This window comes from Alteromonas sp. KUL106 (genome assembly GCF_009811415.1).
Taxonomy (GTDB): domain Bacteria; phylum Pseudomonadota; class Gammaproteobacteria; order Enterobacterales; family Alteromonadaceae; genus Alteromonas.
In genome coordinates, this window is sequence record NZ_BLIG01000023.1 from 1 (window position 1) to 13,837 (window position 13,837).

Sequence of the window (13,837 nt, forward strand, 5' to 3'; positions counted from 1 at the left end):
AAGGCTGTAGTTTGGAAAACAAGCCTTTGCCCACATTTTCTAATACCGTTAGGCCTGTCCACCATTTACCCAAATAACAAGCGAGCAGAAGCAACATGATTCCGCTAAGTAAAGAAAGGGCATAGCTGGCTAGAGGAATGTAGTCAGCTGCAATTTTTCCAAGTGCTCCAGTTAAGGCGCCCGCCAGGGTATAGCTTGCTATGCGTCCCATGTTGTAGGCAAGCGTGTAGGGTATTGCTGAAGCACCTTTTGGGGATACCATTCTTAACGCTGCAACGATGCCGCCGCACATGCCCACACAATGAACACCGCCCGCTAGGCCGATAAGAAAAGCAGAGAAGTAATTAATCCCTTCCATGTCGCGCTTAGCTTTTATCTACTTTATTGTCTTGAAGTTGCTTACGCTGTTCAGCTAGCTTTTTCTCTTCTGGAGGAAGGTCGTCGTCAAAAAGAATGCTGTAGCCCTGACGGTCTAAGTCCTCAAATTGATTGGTTTTAACCGCCCAGAAAAAGATCACGATAGCAACAGCAACGATGATGATGGCAATTGGAATTAATACGTAAATAATGCTCATGCTATTTGCTCAAAAGTCGCGTTGAGTTTGTGACGACAATAATACTGCTTAACGACATACCCACAACAGCCATCCACGGTGAGAGTAGCCCAGAAACGGCGAAAGGCAAAATAAGCACGTTGTAACCAACAGACCAGCCAATATTTTGTCTTATTTTCTTCTTTACTTGATGTGCAGTTCGAATAAGTTGGGGTACTGAAAGGAGTTGGTCGCCCAGCAATATCACGTCTGCAGCCGTTTTTGCAACGTCCGTTGCGTTACCAACCGCAATGGCCACATCGGCACTCGCTAGAACAGGGGCATCGTTAATACCATCACCCATCATCATAACTTTTGCACCTGACTGCTGCATAGCGAGAACGGCATCGTACTTTTGCTCGGGCGTTAGTCCACCCTTGGCTGTTGATATTGGTAAGTGCGCTGTAAGCGCATCAACATTTTGTTGGGTATCGCCGCTTAAGACTGCAAGGGTATGGCTTGCTGCTAAAATATCTAAGGTTTCTTGGGTATCTTCTCTTAAGGTGTCCTTCACTTCAAACGCCGCCATGATTCTCCCTTTAAGGGTAAGAAAAACGTTAGCTGAAGGATATTTCTTTATGAACTTGTGCTCTGACTCGTGAACGCAAAATGCAGCAGAGCCCATTGAAAATAGGGTGTCATTGATTTCACCACTGATGCCACCACCTGGCGTTACGGAAAAATTTACCACTTTGTGAACAGTGTTCCTGCCAACGGCTTTGTCACCGCTAAACGCCTTGGAGATAGGGTGCTCAGAACGTGACTCCAACGCGTGCGCAATAGATAAGGCACTGTCGCTATCTACGCCATCAGCATACCACGCATTTGATATAGTAAACTTACCTCGTGTAAGCGTACCGGTTTTGTCTAGTGCAATGGTATCAATGTCAGTGATTTGCTCTAATGCATCGGCGCGCTTAAGTAAAATGCCTTGCCTATTTAATTTGGCCATGGCACAGGTAAGGGCTGATGGAGTGGCTAACCCTAAAGCACAAGGACAGGTTGCTACCAATACCGATATGGTGATCCAAAACCCGTTGTCGCTACCGTTATATGTCCAAAAGCCGTAGGTTAATGCTGAAATCAGCAATACCGCGGCAACGAAATAACGAGAGAAGTTATCTGCGGTCTGCGCTGCCTTAGGCTTACTGGCCATCGCGCTTGCTTGAAGCCTTACAATTTGATTTACCAACGCATTTTTGAGTGTTTGTGTCACTTTAATGGTCAGACTGCCGTCTTGACATACTGTACCACCGTATACGGTGCTATTGTTTGACTTGCGCACTGGGTTAAATTCACCGGTAAGCATAGATTCGTCGACCGCTGCGCTGCCTTCGATAACGAGTCCATCAATAGGGATCGTTTCACCAGGCTTAACCAGCACCACGTCGTCAATTTTTAGCTGCTTTGCTAGGCACTCGGTTAGGCTACCATCTGGCATTAACTTAGTGGCGGAAACCGGGACATACTGCATCATGTTGGCAGAAATTTGGGCCGCGCGATGACGGCTGCGATGTTCTAAGAACCGGCTGAGTAACAGCAGAAAAATGAACATACAAATAGATTCAAAGTACACGTCGCCCTGTTCTAATACCGTCGAACGTATTCCGGCTATGTAGGTACCAAATATGGCGAGGGTAACAGGTACATCCATATTTACTGTTCTTGCACTTAGCGCTTTGGCGGCGCCCACATAAAAAGTACTGCCTGAATACAGTACTACAGGTGTAGTTAGCGTAAGGGCAACCCAGTAAAAATATTGGCGGGTCTCTAACTCAATGGCGCCAAACCAGTCAAAATACAGCCCCGTCATCAGCATCATTACCTGCATGGTCATAATGCCCGCAAGCCCCAACTTTTTCAGGAAGGTCTTTTGTTCACGTTTATAACTGGCTTCGTGTTCATCGGGGTGAAATGGCGACCCAACATAACCAATACGTTTCAGTGTAGAAAGAATCTGACTCAGCTTGATTTGGAACGGTGACCAAGTGACTAAAGCGCGGCGTTCTTGAACGTTTACGGCGACTTGCTTTATCCCTTCTACTCTTGATAGCTGCTTTTCGATAAGCCATCCACACGCAGCGCACGTGATACCTTCAAGGGTTAATTGAATCTGTTTATCTTGCCCCTCATCAAACACAAATTCTTCTTGAAGAGCAGGGTCGTCATACACTTTAAGCTTATCGAGTGCCTCTAGAATGCCATCGTCAGATTTTTGCGCCGGTTCAGTTCTAAACTGGTAATAGTCTTCAAGACCATTGGTTACGATGGCTTCGGCAACGGCTAAACATCCAGGACAGCACATGTCGCGTTGCTGCCCTAATATTACGGTATTAAATTTTCCATCGTCGGAACCCGCAATTGGGAGACCACAGTGGTAACAGTCTTGCTTGGCCATTATGGATTGAATTTCATTTTGCCAGAGTGGGGCAGATAGACGGTATTCTGAATTTTCCAGCTATCATCAATAGGTGTTAGCGATACGCGCCATTTACCATCAAGGTTTTCTTCGACATAACCGCGATAAATACCCTTAGCATCGCGGCTTAATAAAATGCTGACATCGCGCTCTTCAAGCGTTACGTGGTAGAAACTTAGTTTTACGGCGTTACCTTCTTGGGGAATACCTGAGTGAAACTCTAGCGCTATGCTGCCATCTTCGATGGTTAAATCGGTGGTGATATTCATGCGCCGGGCTATAGCTTCTTTGTCTAAACGCGCATTGATTGCTTTCCCTTCTTTATAGTAGTCGTCCACTACGAGGCTATCTTCCGTAGAAATAGCAAGGTTTAATAATACGCCGCCCATGATGAGCGTGATAATAGGAACGGCAATCAAAAACCAAGGCCAGAACTCTTTATACCAGGGTCTATTCATTAGAATTTTTACTCGTGGTTACTTCGCTAACAACATTCAGATAGATACTGCCTTAAGACACATTCTGCATGGGTAATATCTTTAAATAGAGAGTCAATTAAATCAGAAAAAATTGCGCAAATTTTTGCTCGCTACTGCGCCCTCTATATGGCTGTATTTTCTCATAAAAAAAGCCCCGTAGTAACGAGGCTTTTTAAGTAATTTAATGATTTACATCATTAATCATTTGAAAGGCTGTAAACATACGCTGCAACAACGTGGATTTTGTCATCACCCAAGGTTTTCTTGAATGAAGGCATCACACCGTTACGACCGTAAGTAAGCGTTTCTGTCACTGCTCTGTGGCTGCCGCCGTAAAGCCAGATATTGTCGGTAAGGTTAGGTGCACCAAGCATTTGGTTACCTTTACCGTCCATACCGTGACATGCCGCACAAGCCGCGAAACGTGCTTTACCCGCTTCTGCAAGCTGTGGGTCTACATCGCGGCCGCTTAAACTAAGTACGTAGTTAACCACTTCTTCGATACCGTCTTCACCCATAGCATCAAGCCATGCAGGCATCGCTGCCTTGCGACCAAGCGTAAGAGTTTCAACGATTTTCGCACCTGAACCACCGTACAACCAGTCGTTGTCCGTTAGGTTAGGGAAGCCGCCATTTTGACCACGTGCATCAGAACCGTGACACTGAGAGCAATTTTGTAGGAACAAACGCTGACCTACTTTGTTTGCTTCTGGGTCTTTAGCCAGTTCTTCAACAGGAACTTGTGCATACGCTTCGAAGATCGGGTCGAACTTCTCAGCAGCAAAATCGAGTTCACGGTCATACTCTACTAGGTAGCCTTGCTCTTTTGCATCAATACGCGCCTGAGCTGACTCTTCTAGTGATTGAATATTTTGGTTAGAGCTCTTCCAACCCCAAATACCCTCATACGCACCTAGGCCAGGATAAAGCGCTAGGTATATAAAGCCCCAAACGATGGTCATATAGAACATAATTGTCCACCAGCGAGGAAGTTGATTGTTCAACTCCTCAATACCATCAAATTCGTGACCCATTGACTCACCTTCAGCTACGCCAGTCTTGTTAGACAAGCACCAGCGAAGAAGGAAGTAGCAACCAATGATTAACCCTAGGGTTATCACTGAAATCCAAATTGTCCAAAACATACTCATGAGTTCGAGACTCCTGCTAATCTTCTTTTGATTTTTCTTTTTCTTCGTCTGCAAACACTAGGTTTGCAGCTTCATCGAATTTTTTCTTGTTGCGGCTGCTAAACGCCCACCACACAACACCGATGAAGCTTACAAAGACGATGACAGTAAAAATGCTGCCTACAATTCCCTGGTCCATATTATTTCAAATGTGTGCCAAGAGATTGTAGATAAGCAATAAGGGCTTGCATTTCCGTTTTACCCTGTACTGCCGCTTTCGCACCCGCGATATCTTCGTCGGTATACGGAACGCCGAAGCCACGGAATACTTCCATTTTTTCAGCTGTTAACTCGCCATTAAGCGTGTTTTCCGCAAGCCAAGGGAAACCTGGCATGTTCGACTCTGGTACTACGTTACGAGGATTAAGCAGGTGAACTCGGTGCCATTCGTCGCTGTAACGACCACCCACACGTGCTAGGTCAGGACCAGTACGCTTAGAACCCCAAAGGAAAGGGTGCTCCCATACTGATTCGCCAGCAACGCTGTAGTGACCATAACGCTCTGTTTCAGCGCGGAATGGACGGATCATCTGGCTGTGACAACCTACACAACCTTCACGGATGTAAATATCACGGCCTTCAAGCTCAAGCGCGGTATATGGACGTAAGCCTGTTACCGGTTCCATTACTTGCTGTTGAAACATCAACGGCGTAATTTGAACCATGGCACCGAAACTGATAGCGATAAGAATTAGTACCGTTAACAGACCGACGTTCTTTTCAATTAACTCATGTGCGTTTTTCATAATTCGTCTCCTTTACTACGCTGGCTGAGTCGCTGGATCTGCAGCGATACTGCCTTTAGGTGCACGAACGGTTTTCCATGTGTTGTATGCCATAACAAGCATACCTGCTACCACGAAACAACCACCAATGAAACGAACCACATAGAAAGGCTTAGACGCTTCTAATGACTCAACAAAGCTGTAGGTTAACGTACCGTCAGCATTTACTGCACGCCACATTAGACCCTGTAGTACACCAGACATCCACATTGCTACGATGTATAGAACCACACCGATAGTTGCGAACCAGAAGTGTACGTTAACTAGCTTGGTGCTATACATAGCGCGCTGACCGAATAGCACTGGAATTAAGTGGTAAATTGAACCAATTGAAACCATTGCAACCCAACCTAGAGCACCAGAGTGTACGTGACCAATTGTCCAGTCAGTGTAGTGAGACAGTGCATTAACGGTTTTGATTGCCATCATTGGGCCTTCGAAGGTAGACATACCGTAGAAAGACAATGAAACAATAAGGAAACGCAATACTGGGTCGGTGCGAAGTTTATGCCACGCGCCAGATAGCGTCATAATACCGTTAATCATACCACCCCAAGATGGAACGAATAGGATAATAGACATCACCATACCTAGCGACTGAGTCCAGTCTGGTAGGGCAGTGTAGTGAAGGTGGTGAGGACCCGCCCAGATATACAGAGAAATCAGTGCCCAGAAGTGAACAATTGAAAGTCTGTATGAATAAACCGGGCGACCAGCTTGCTTAGGTACGAAGTAGTACATCATACCAAGGAAACCCGCAGTAAGGAAAAAACCTACCGCATTGTGGCCGTACCACCACTGCATCATTGCGTCTACTGCGCCTGCATACAGTGAATACGATTTAGTGAAAGACACCGGAATAGCCATGCTGTTACCAATATGAAGAATAGCAACAGTTAACATGAACGCGCCCAAGAACCAGTTTGCAACATAAATGTGCGACACTTTACGGATAACAAGGGTTCCGAAGAAGTTAATGATATAAGCGACCCAAACCAGTGCCAAAAGAATATCAATTGGCCATTCTAGTTCAGCGTATTCCTTTGAGCTGGTTAAACCCATAGGCAGGGTGATCACAGCTAAAACGATAACGGCCTGCCAACCCCAAAAGGTAAATGCGGCAAGCTTGTCACTGAACAGTCTTACCTGGCAGGTACGCTGAACGATGTAGTACGACGTTGCAAATAGCGCACAGCCGCCGAAGGCAAATATAACGGCATTAGTGTGCAACGGGCGCAAACGTGAGAATGTTAGCCACGGTGTATCGAAGTTAAGCATAGGTGCAAATAGTTGCGCGGCAATAAATACCCCTAGGCCCATACCTACAATACCCCAGACTATGGTCATGATGGTAAATTGCCTAACTACTTTATAATTGTAGTCAGGTTGTGCTTGGCTTATTTCACTCATTTTAATGAATCTTCCACTTCAAATGAACTATGGTCTCCAACTGCCGGAATAGTACGGTCGAGACGTGTATCAGCAAGGAATAACGCTTCACACCGAGCTCGGAAAGAGTAATAATTATTGTCTCCAAGCCAGTTGGTACGCGGATGATAAGGTTTTTAATTACAAAAAGATACCATAAACTACCTAAGCTTGATCTCCGTCAATGAAGAAATACACAAAATTTAAGAAATGCTAAAAAACCATAACAATAAACGATCAAAATTTTTACATTCCCAGCTTCCGCTAGTGGCTATTATCGTTGTAGCCGCATGTGTATACCTTGCCCATGAATTTCAGTCATCAGCGTTAAGAGACGCGAACGTAATAAATGGAATAGGAAAAAGCTGCAACTTTGTCAATGAAGCTTGCGAATTCTTAATTGATGAGAAGTTATCGATTGCCACGTTTTCATCCACACCACTGCCAGAAGAGTCAGTAACGTTGAAGATTTTAATTCCTGAAGATCATGAGATTGAAAGTGCATGGATCGAGGGTGTTAATATGTACATGGGTAAGATACCTGTACTTTTAGAAAATAACGGTAATGGAGAATGGTCAGGCTGGTTTATGTTAGGAAGCTGCAGTGAACCTTTAATGAAATGGCAATTACGGTTAAATATTAAAGATAAAGAAAGTCCTAACTACTTGTATTTTGTCACCCAAAATTAATGAACGCCAAACATTGCCGAAGTCACTTTAAGTATAATTGATTGATTATGCGGGTAAGACAGATAAGCATTGATGCGTGATGTCCCTAGCTGCTAATTAGCGCCATTAATGAAGCGTGTCGCGCCTTCTCAGACGCATACAAAAAGGGCTGCCAATATGGCAGCCCTTTTTACCGGCTAATAGTACGCCTAAACCGTTTACATTTGTGATTGTAGATAATTTGGTAAACCGATGCGCTTGATAAGACCAAGTTGCTGCTCTAACCAGTGAGCATGGTCCATTTCTGTATCATCGAGCAACACGATAAGCATGTCACGGGTTACGTAATCTTTTTCTGTCTCGCAAAGTGCGATCACTTCACGAAGCTTTGCGTCAACTTCATATTCAACACGCAAATCACTCTCAAGCATCTCAGGCACATCTTTACCTACTTTGAAGCCTGTGCGCTTAGTCATATCGGGCGTACCTTCCAAAAACAACATGCGCTCAATTAACTTAGTAGCGTGACCACGTTCATCGTCAAACTCATGATCAATACGTTCGTAAAGCTTATTCAACCCCCAATCAAGGTACATTTGAGAGTGAATGAAATACTGGTCCATGGCGGCTAACTCATAAGAGAGGAGTTCATTTAGGCCATTGATGATTGCTTGGTTACCTTTCATTAGTCATCTCCCATTACTTGCGCTTGCAGATAGTTTTCAATACCCATCGCATCAATTTGGTATTCTTGCGTTTCAATCCAATCTAGATGTTCTTCTTCATATTCAAGAAGGTCTTCTAGTAAGTCGCGAGATACGTAATCTTGTTTTTCTTCGCACAGTGCAATGGCGTCGCGAAGCAGAGGAAGCTGTTCCTTTTGAAAACGCGCATCACACGATAACATCTCAACCGTATCTTCACCGATGTAAAGCTTGCCTAGCGCCTGAAGATTAGGAAGACCTTCAAGGAAAAGAATACGCTCAATCAGGTCGTCAGCCTGTTTCATATCCTTTATCGACTTCTTGTAATTTTTTTCGTTTAGTTCAGAAAAACCCCAGTTTTTGAACATACGAGCGTGCAGAAAGTATTGATTTATCGAAGTAAGTTCGCATGTCAGTACTTCGTTCAATTTTGCAACGACTTGTTTATCACCTTTCATTGTGAAAACCCTTTTAACGTATTTGTGTGGAGTTTAGCCTAAATGAATAGGGAAGTCAAAAATTCCTTTTAAAACAGGAGTTTACAAACGATAATGTTTCTCAATTCATTCATTGTTCGCATTTAGAAGCGCATTACCGTTGTGTTTGAGCATAAGCTAAACTTTCTTCAGCAAAACCAAGTCCGGCTTCGGTAAAGAAGTTAAACACTTTGTCGACACCGTTTTCTAAAAGGTGAGAGACCTCATCTTCATAGCGCGCGATGGCAGCAACCTTTCCGACATAGCCCGCATTTTTAAGCTGGCGAGTAATATTGATGGAGTCTTGGATAGAAGGTAAGGCAAGTAAAACGAGCTGAACGTGTTTTAAATCTAGATTATCCCATAAGTCCACGTCTTCACCGTCACCACAAATGACATTGAATCCTTCGCCAGACATCTCTTTAACTTTTAGTCTGTCCGCGTCCATACCCCATACGTTCACATCACTTAATTTCGATAATGCATTGAAGGCGCCTCGTCCAACTCGTCCCATCCCTAGAACTAGAAATTCCGCGTTGTTTAACGTGGGATAAACGTCTTCTTTTAACCGCTCTTTCTTTTCAAAACGCTTTATACTCTGTTTATAGCGGTGGTATTGAGAGTGAGAATTGCGATAGAGCACACTCGTTACAACAAACGAGATAGATACAGCAAGTGCAATCACTACCAACCATGTATTAGCTATCAGTCCTAATGAAACGGCAAGGGCACCCACAATAAGTCCAAACTCACTGTAATTTGACAGCACCAAACTGCTTAAGTATGCCGTTCTCCCCCGTAAGCGGAGCGAAGTAAACAGGCCGAAAAAAAGTGCGGCTTTGAGCGGGATAAATAAACAGAAAATAAAAGCAAGCGCTATCATGCTCAAATCAGGAAGTGCGGTGAGACCAATCGTCAAGAAAAAGCCTATTAACAATAGGTCTTTGAAGCTCAATAGCGACTTTGCAAGCTCAGACGCTTTTTCGTGTTGGGCTAGCATGATGCCGAAGATAAGGGCGCCTAAGTCACCTTTGATATTAACCAGTTCGAATAGGTGATATCCACCCAATGCTAAAATAAATCCGGTGAGTGGAAGCAACTCTCCGTGACCGGATTTATTGAGCATTTTCTTAATGATGGGCATGGCTGGAAATAATGCTAATAGTGCTAATGCCCATATAGACGGCAATTTGCCCGTGGCGACGACCAAAAAAATTACCGCGAAGACATCTTGCATAACCAGAATACCAATGGCTAGCCGGCCGTGACGAGTTTTGCTTTCACCGCTTTCTTCTAAAACTTTAACAACACACACCGTACTACTGAAACTAAGTGCAAAAGCAATAAGTGCTGCACTTTGCCACGTTAGACCATCGACAAAACTTGCCGCAAGAGCACTTAAAAGATAGACACAACAGGTAATTAAGCCTATCCATAAAAGTGTGTGGGTAACGCTTCCGGCCCACACTTCCCGGCGACTTAAATCCCTAATATTCAGCTTTAAACCAATAGTAAAAAGCATAATAGTAATGCCCAAATTGGCGATTTGGACCAAGTCTTCGGTTAATGAATAGCCCGCAAAATTGAGTAAAAAGCCTGCGACAAGGTAGCCGACCAGAGGAGGAATGCCGATGAGTTTAACCGTTAAGCCGCAGACGAATGCGAAAAGAAGAAATGCATACTCCATGAATTACCTTTCAATATGGTGAACGTAAAATTTGTTATTTTCTAATAAGGGTACAGTATATAACGCACCGAGTGACGCCTTGCTATGTTGATAAACTCGCTGAAAAGCAAAAGGCTGCCTCATTAAAACGCTAGCGTTAGACTAGCACGTAATGATCTGTTTTCGCAGCTAAAAAAAGGTAGAAAATAAACTGCGATACGTTATGCGTAACCTTTTGCCCGCCTTTTTAGAAAAAAGGATTGTCTCTTTATTTCAACGATTTAACTCAAAAATGAATCTCCTCCACTCATTAGACTGTACTGATAAGTATCAGAAACATATTATGTGTTGAGGCACGCCGAATTGAAGAAGGAATTTGAATGCGATTAACAATATTAACAGTACTCGGGCTACTTGTGGTCTTTAACATAATAGTGGGAGTACTGTGGGCGCCGGTTTGGTGGTTCCTGTTACTTTCAATAACCCTTTTAATATTTGGGTTATATGATGCTTTTCAAAATAAGCACGCAATACTTAAAAACTTTCCGCTCATCGGACGCGTTCGATGGACTATCGAAGGCTTGAGGCCCTATATACAACAATACATTATTGAAACCGACACTGGCGGCGCTCCCATATCCAGAATGTTTCGTTCAATCGTTTATCAGCGAGCTAAGAACAGTCGAGAAACGGTACCTTTTGGTACGCAACTGGACACCTATAAAGATGGGTATGAATGGATAGGTCACTCGCTGTCTGCGCGCGAGGTGGAGGATATGGACGAAGACCCTCGAATAACAGTAGGCGGTCCACACTGTAAGAAACCTTACCGCGCCAGTGTATTAAATATCAGTGCGATGAGTTTCGGTAGCCTATCAAAAAACGCCATACTTGCCTTGAACAAGGGAGCAGCTAAAGGCGGTTTTTATCACAATACAGGTGAGGGCGGATTAACGCCCTATCACCTTGAGAACGGCGGCGATATTGTTTGGCAAATTGGAACGGGCTATTTTGGATGCAGAAATAAAGAAGGCGGTTTTGACCCTGACTTATTTAAAGAAAAAGCCAACCTTGACAGTGTCAAAATGATTGAAATAAAACTTAGTCAAGGTGCAAAACCTGGGCACGGCGGGATACTTCCAGCCTATAAAAACACGCCTGAGATTGCCAAGATAAGAGGCGTTGAGCCAGGTACACAGGTCGACTCACCACCAAGACACAACGCTTTTTCAACGCCGCTAGAAATGGTCGATTTTATAACACAATTGAGAGAACTCAGTGGCTTTAAGCCAGTTGGAATCAAGCTCGCTCTAGGAAGAAAAAGTGAATTTATTGCCATGTGTAAAGCCATGGTAGAAAAGGAAGTTACGCCAGATTTCATTACCGTCGATGGTGGAGAAGGAGGAACGGGGGCGGCTCCGCTAGAGTATACAAATTCGATTGGATTTCCCCTTCGCGAAGCGCTGGCGTTTGTTGATGACTGCTTAACCGGATTTGGGCTCAGAGACAAAATAAAGATTATTGCATCGGGAAAAATCATTACTGCTTTCCAGTTAGCGAAAAACCTCAGCCTGGGGGCTGACATATGCAATAGCGCTAGAGGCATGATGCTGGCACTTGGTTGTGTACAGTCACTGTCGTGCAACACGAATAAATGTCCGACGGGTGTTGCGACGCAAGACCCAAGGCTTGCAAAAGGTTTAAATGTAGAAGACAAGTACGAGAGGGTTTATCGGTTTCACAACAAAACAGTACTTGCATTGATGGACATACTTTCTTCAACAGGACACATAAGTACGACCGAGCTTAACAGGACTCACATCTTTAGGCGGGTCAACCAATGTCACGTGGCGCGCTATGACGAAATTTTTCCCCTCGTAAAGACAGGCAGCTTTTTGACTGATGAGGTGCCAGACCGCTTTAAACTGCATTTTGAAGAAGCGAATGCCAAAAGCTTTATGCCATGTAGTTTATTGTCTGAAATAGAGAAAGAAACAAAAGCCGTTTCTTAACGAAGAGTAGCTTTACGCTTTGATGTGAGGCCCCATGTGCTGAAATGGGGCCTCAGATGAGCAAACTATTCAACGGTTTTTTCGGGAATTCGAAGTTGATAAAGTCGGTAGTCACTCGTTCTGTAAGGAGTGACCTTATATTTAGGTTGCAAGTAAGCAACTAAATCAATTAATTCGGTTACAGTAAGTTCATCATTCACAACCCGCATCAAAGACACGCCGTCTTCACTGGTAAAGCTTGCTGGCTGGCGAGGAGTGAGTTTGTGTGAGGGGTTGATTATACTGGTAACCAGTTCTCCATACGTTTTAATTCGACCACTACTTCCTCCTAGTGGTATTGGTTTTGCCAATAAATATTGTGCGTTTTCCGGCTCTTTTTCTCCCGCAATTCTATGGCAATCTTGACACCGATACTTTACGAACACATTGTAGCCTTGTTCCATATTACCCTCAGGCAGACTGAACCCTCTTGGTGAATCGGCACCTTGATCACACGCAAAGAGTAAAAATACGCTTATTAGTATTACTGCAGTTTTCATTATCAACTCTCCTGTTAACATCTAAATGTAACCGTAGTGAATGTACAGTTCGATAATACCAGTATGACGCATCTTATCGTTCAAACATTGACCTAGCGCAATGTATAACACAATTTTTCATACTATTATCACACCTTGATTATAGAGCGGGAATAACTACAGCGCGGTGTTTTCCTACTCAAAATAAGGGAGAAACTCCATGCAAAACTACGACACTATTTTAGTACCGATTGATGTTTACTCTGATTATGAGCTAGTTGTTGAAAAAGCTATCGCTGTCGCTGGAAACAGCCATAAAATTCATCTTCTTTACGTAGCTTATCCTCAAACAAATATGGAACCCTATGGATTGTTTTTAGAAAGAGACTTTTCAGAGGAAGTCAGGGATCAAGCGCTAAGGCAGTTGAAAGACATAGCGTCAAAACACGATATACCTTACAGCCATGTAAATGTTAAAATAGGATCGCCAGCCGATGAGATTCACCACATGGCTGAAAAAATAAATGCTGATCTTATCGTGGTGGGAACCCATGGCCAGAGCGGACTTCGTTTGCTATTGGGTTCTACAGCTAACGCGGTTTTACATGGCGTCAAAACTGACGTATTAGCGGTAAAAGTATAAGATTTCATTAAAAATTGGGTATTTTTCAATGCAGTTGATGGCGGAGTTTATCAATACAGACATTAAAAAAAACCTTTAGCCCAAGAGTCTACGGATATAACTCCATAAATCACCCGAGCACCGGATAACACGTGCCGCGAATGTCCGTCTGGTGGAGGCTATTTGTTAGTCTGTTAATTTGCTTAACGATTTGGTTTGAGCTAACTCGTTAAACAGCTCAGTAAACATTGAGCCTCCTCAGACGTTCTCTTAAAA

At 43.8% G+C, this 13,837-nt stretch carries 15 protein-coding genes; 3 read left to right on the plus strand and 12 right to left on the minus strand.

Features of this window, described 5'->3' with window-relative positions; genetic code table 11:
• The 8 genes from GVO63_RS08040 to ccoN all read right to left on the minus strand — a co-directional run.
• A partial coding sequence (locus tag GVO63_RS08040) for a sulfite exporter TauE/SafE family protein (RefSeq protein ID WP_201281889.1) occupies positions 1-358 on the minus strand: 358 nt, incomplete at its 3' end.
• Positions 359-365: 7 nt separating this feature from the next.
• Positions 366-575 (minus strand): cbb3-type cytochrome oxidase assembly protein CcoS, encoded by a 210-nt coding sequence (ccoS, locus tag GVO63_RS08045; RefSeq protein WP_159492694.1) that lies wholly within the window; start codon positions 573-575, stop codon positions 366-368.
• Position 576: 1 nt separating this feature from the next.
• Positions 577-2,991 (minus strand): heavy metal translocating P-type ATPase, encoded by a 2,415-nt coding sequence (locus tag GVO63_RS08050; RefSeq protein ID WP_159579003.1) that lies wholly within the window; start codon positions 2,989-2,991, stop codon positions 577-579.
• Positions 2,991-3,470 (minus strand): FixH family protein, encoded by a 480-nt coding sequence (locus tag GVO63_RS08055; RefSeq protein WP_159492692.1) that lies wholly within the window; start codon positions 3,468-3,470, stop codon positions 2,991-2,993. The genes GVO63_RS08050 and GVO63_RS08055 overlap by 1 nt, the downstream gene beginning before the upstream one ends.
• A gap of 218 nt (positions 3,471-3,688) precedes the next feature.
• Positions 3,689-4,642, minus strand: coding sequence for a cytochrome-c oxidase, cbb3-type subunit III (gene ccoP / locus GVO63_RS08060; RefSeq protein WP_159492691.1), 954 nt, complete (start codon positions 4,640-4,642; stop codon positions 3,689-3,691).
• A gap of 16 nt (positions 4,643-4,658) precedes the next feature.
• The gene (locus GVO63_RS08065) at positions 4,659-4,820 is read right to left on the minus strand and encodes a cbb3-type cytochrome c oxidase subunit 3 (protein ID WP_014949591.1); all 162 of its coding nucleotides are present in this window, start codon (positions 4,818-4,820) and stop codon (positions 4,659-4,661) included.
• 1 nt (position 4,821) lies between these two features.
• Positions 4,822-5,427, minus strand: a complete 606-nt coding sequence (ccoO, locus tag GVO63_RS08070; protein WP_071951601.1) for a cytochrome-c oxidase, cbb3-type subunit II — start codon at positions 5,425-5,427, stop codon at positions 4,822-4,824.
• Positions 5,428-5,442: 15 nt separating this feature from the next.
• Positions 5,443-6,876 (minus strand): cytochrome-c oxidase, cbb3-type subunit I, encoded by a 1,434-nt coding sequence (ccoN, locus tag GVO63_RS08075; protein WP_105931349.1) that lies wholly within the window; start codon positions 6,874-6,876, stop codon positions 5,443-5,445.
• Between the two features lie 285 nt (positions 6,877-7,161).
• Here ccoN and GVO63_RS08080 point away from each other — a divergent pair, with 285 nt between their 5' ends.
• A complete protein-coding gene (locus GVO63_RS08080; protein ID WP_236552091.1) occupies positions 7,162-7,584 on the plus strand; it encodes a hypothetical protein in 423 nt (140 codons plus the stop codon).
• A 197-nt stretch (positions 7,585-7,781) separates the two neighbouring features.
• Here GVO63_RS08080 and bfr (GVO63_RS08085) read toward each other — a convergent pair whose 3' ends face one another.
• From bfr (GVO63_RS08085) to GVO63_RS08095, 3 genes are all read right to left on the minus strand, one after another.
• The gene (bfr, locus tag GVO63_RS08085; protein ID WP_159492689.1) at positions 7,782-8,249 is read right to left on the minus strand and encodes a bacterioferritin; all 468 of its coding nucleotides are present in this window, start codon (positions 8,247-8,249) and stop codon (positions 7,782-7,784) included.
• Positions 8,249-8,725, minus strand: a complete 477-nt coding sequence (gene bfr, locus GVO63_RS08090; protein ID WP_159492688.1) for a bacterioferritin — start codon at positions 8,723-8,725, stop codon at positions 8,249-8,251. The genes bfr (GVO63_RS08085) and bfr (GVO63_RS08090) overlap by 1 nt, the downstream gene beginning before the upstream one ends.
• Before the next feature lie 133 nt (positions 8,726-8,858).
• Positions 8,859-10,430, minus strand: coding sequence for a cation:proton antiporter family protein (locus GVO63_RS08095; RefSeq protein ID WP_159579007.1), 1,572 nt, complete (start codon positions 10,428-10,430; stop codon positions 8,859-8,861).
• A gap of 359 nt (positions 10,431-10,789) precedes the next feature.
• Between GVO63_RS08095 and GVO63_RS08100 the strand changes: the two genes are divergently transcribed.
• On the plus strand, positions 10,790-12,421 hold the full coding sequence (locus GVO63_RS08100) for an FMN-binding glutamate synthase family protein (protein WP_159579009.1): 1,632 nt from the start codon (positions 10,790-10,792) through the stop codon (positions 12,419-12,421).
• A gap of 65 nt (positions 12,422-12,486) precedes the next feature.
• Here the strand turns inward: GVO63_RS08100 and GVO63_RS08105 are convergent, their stop codons facing one another.
• Positions 12,487-12,960 (minus strand): c-type cytochrome, encoded by a 474-nt coding sequence (locus GVO63_RS08105; RefSeq protein ID WP_159579011.1) that lies wholly within the window; start codon positions 12,958-12,960, stop codon positions 12,487-12,489.
• Between the two features lie 199 nt (positions 12,961-13,159).
• On the opposite strand from GVO63_RS08105, the gene GVO63_RS08110 reads away from it, so the two are divergent.
• Positions 13,160-13,582, plus strand: a complete 423-nt coding sequence (locus GVO63_RS08110) for a universal stress protein (protein WP_159579013.1) — start codon at positions 13,160-13,162, stop codon at positions 13,580-13,582.
• Positions 13,583-13,837: the final 255 nt, after the last annotated feature.

Excerpts from the sequence above, each read along its gene's own strand:
- ccoN (WP_105931349.1), bottom strand. The coding sequence starts at position 6,876 with ATGAGTGAAATAAGCCAAGCACAACCTGACTACAATTATAAAGTAGTT.
- ccoO (WP_071951601.1), bottom strand. The coding sequence starts at position 5,427 with ATGAAAAACGCACATGAGTTAATTGAAAAGAACGTCGGTCTGTTAACG.
- GVO63_RS08095 (WP_159579007.1), bottom strand. The coding sequence starts at position 10,430 with ATGGAGTATGCATTTCTTCTTTTCGCATTCGTCTGCGGCTTAACGGTT.
- GVO63_RS08055 (WP_159492692.1), bottom strand. The coding sequence starts at position 3,470 with ATGAATAGACCCTGGTATAAAGAGTTCTGGCCTTGGTTTTTGATTGCC.
- GVO63_RS08065 (WP_014949591.1), bottom strand. The coding sequence starts at position 4,820 with ATGGACCAGGGAATTGTAGGCAGCATTTTTACTGTCATCGTCTTTGTA.
- GVO63_RS08100 (WP_159579009.1), top strand. The coding sequence starts at position 10,790 with ATGCGATTAACAATATTAACAGTACTCGGGCTACTTGTGGTCTTTAAC.
- GVO63_RS08105 (WP_159579011.1), bottom strand. The coding sequence starts at position 12,960 with ATGAAAACTGCAGTAATACTAATAAGCGTATTTTTACTCTTTGCGTGT.
- ccoP (WP_159492691.1), bottom strand. The coding sequence starts at position 4,642 with ATGAGTATGTTTTGGACAATTTGGATTTCAGTGATAACCCTAGGGTTA.
- bfr (WP_159492689.1), bottom strand. The coding sequence starts at position 8,249 with ATGAAAGGTAACCAAGCAATCATCAATGGCCTAAATGAACTCCTCTCT.
- GVO63_RS08050 (WP_159579003.1), bottom strand. The coding sequence starts at position 2,991 with ATGGCCAAGCAAGACTGTTACCACTGTGGTCTCCCAATTGCGGGTTCC.
- bfr (WP_159492688.1), bottom strand. The coding sequence starts at position 8,725 with ATGAAAGGTGATAAACAAGTCGTTGCAAAATTGAACGAAGTACTGACA.
- GVO63_RS08110 (WP_159579013.1), top strand. The coding sequence starts at position 13,160 with ATGCAAAACTACGACACTATTTTAGTACCGATTGATGTTTACTCTGAT.
- ccoS (WP_159492694.1), bottom strand. The coding sequence starts at position 575 with ATGAGCATTATTTACGTATTAATTCCAATTGCCATCATCATCGTTGCT.